Origin of the sequence: Nocardia sp. NPDC060220 (genome assembly GCF_042727815.1) — a bacterium.
Classification (GTDB): domain Bacteria; phylum Actinomycetota; class Actinomycetes; order Mycobacteriales; family Mycobacteriaceae; genus Nocardia.
Window position 1 is genome coordinate 1 of the sequence record NZ_JBHWZY010001169.1, and the last position, 1,714, is coordinate 1,714.

A 1,714-nucleotide genomic window follows, 5' to 3' on the forward strand; every position below is an offset into this window, starting at 1 on the left:
GACCTCCTGCGATTGGGGAACCGTCTTAGACGGTTCTAACATGACGATATGTCAGCGCGCAACCAGCTAAGGTGGTTCCATGCATGCTGAGTTCCCCGACTTCCGCCTCGGCACTGTGCTGGCGACCAGCTTCACGGCGACGCTGACGGAGCGCTCCGGCGACGCTGTGGAGCGCATCCCGACGCCGCAGCGGCTCGTCGACTGGCTGACGGTGAGCGGCCTGGCCGTGAATTCCTGCACCACCGCCCAGCTCGCACTCGCACGGGAATTGAGGGAGGCGATTCACCTCGCCGCGACCGCGACCGCGATGCACGACACTCCCCCGGCCTCTGCAATCCGAGTCATCAACGACCGCAGCATTCAGGGCCGCGCGTCAGCGGTCCTGACGCCCGAGGGCAATCGGCACTGGCGACTCAACTCGGATTCCCGCGTCGACGACGCGCTGGGTGTCATCGCCGCCGACGCGATCAGCATCCTCGCCGACGAGCGCGACGGAAAATTGGCCTTGTGCGCATCGCCGACCTGTCGAGCCGCCTTCTTCGACACCAGCCAGAGCCGCACCCGCAAATGGTGCGACATGAACACGTGCGGGAATCGTCAGAAGAAGGCGCGCTTCAATGATCGGAAAGCAGGATTACCCGTAGCGAGCAGGTAATCAGCAGGCGGTCTCCCGGTGGATGGACACTCCCCCGTCCGACGTGCGCGAGAACTCCTTAGCGTGCGCAGCACAGCGGATGGGAGTTGTCATGAGCACACACACTTCGGTAGCACCCGTCGATGCGGGCGATGTCGGGCAGGTCGACTACGAAACCGATGTTCTGATCGTGGGATACGGGTGCGCGGGTGCGGCAGCGGCGCTCGAGTCGTTTGCCGCGGGCGCCGATGTCATCGTGCTGGAGAAGCTGAGTGGTGGCGGCGGGTCGTCCGCGCTGTCGGGCGGCGAGATGTATCTGGGCGGCGGCACCGAGATCCAGCGGGCCTGCGGGTTCGACGACACCGCGCAGGATATGGAAGCGTTCCTGCTGGCCGCGCTGGGACCGGACGCCGACCGGGAGAAGGTCGGCCTCTACAGCCGGGAGAGCGCACGGCACTTCCAGTGGCTCGTCGACCACGGCGTCCCGTTCAAACCCTCGTTGTGGGACTCCCCCACGTGGGTGCCGCCCACTGATGACGGTCTCATGTGGATGGGCGAAAAGGCTTGGCCCTTTGCTGATCTCGCGAAGCCGTCGCCGCGTGGGCACCGGGTCACCTCCGACGGTTTCGGTGGCAAGGTGCTGATGCAGAAGCTGTTCGAGGCCGTCGCCGCGACCGCGGTGGCAGTACACACCGACACCAATGCGATCCGGCTCGTCACCGAAGCCGGACGCGTGGTCGGTGTCGTGGCGAAGCAGTACGGCCGGTACTACACCTACCGTGCTCGACGTGGCGTCGTCTTGACCACGGGCGGGTTCGCCGACAATGCCGCGATGGTGGCTCAGCACGCACCGCAACTGGTCGGGCTCGGTGTCAACAGTGACGGCGGTGACGACGGGCGCGGCATCGTGATGGCACAGGCTGTGGGCGCCGCGGTGCGGCACATGTCCGCCGCACAGGTGGGGATCTCGCTGATTCCGGGGATGATGGTGCGCGGCATGATCGTCGACGACATCGGCAGGCGCTTCATCAACGAGGATGTCTATCCCGGGCTCGTCGGCCAGGCCGCTCTGTTCAAGCA

Annotated in this window: 2 protein-coding genes; both read left to right on the forward strand. The window is 65.9% G+C overall.

What is annotated here, in order from left to right; genetic code table 11:
- The first annotated feature begins 79 nt into the window (after positions 1–79).
- Positions 80–655 (forward strand): CGNR zinc finger domain-containing protein, encoded by a 576-nt coding sequence (locus ACFWF3_RS34900; protein ID WP_379318352.1) that lies wholly within the window; start codon positions 80–82, stop codon positions 653–655.
- Positions 656–746: 91 nt separating this feature from the next.
- The coding region (locus tag ACFWF3_RS34905) for an FAD-dependent oxidoreductase (protein WP_379318354.1) at positions 747–1,714 on the forward strand (968 nt) is incomplete at its 3' end.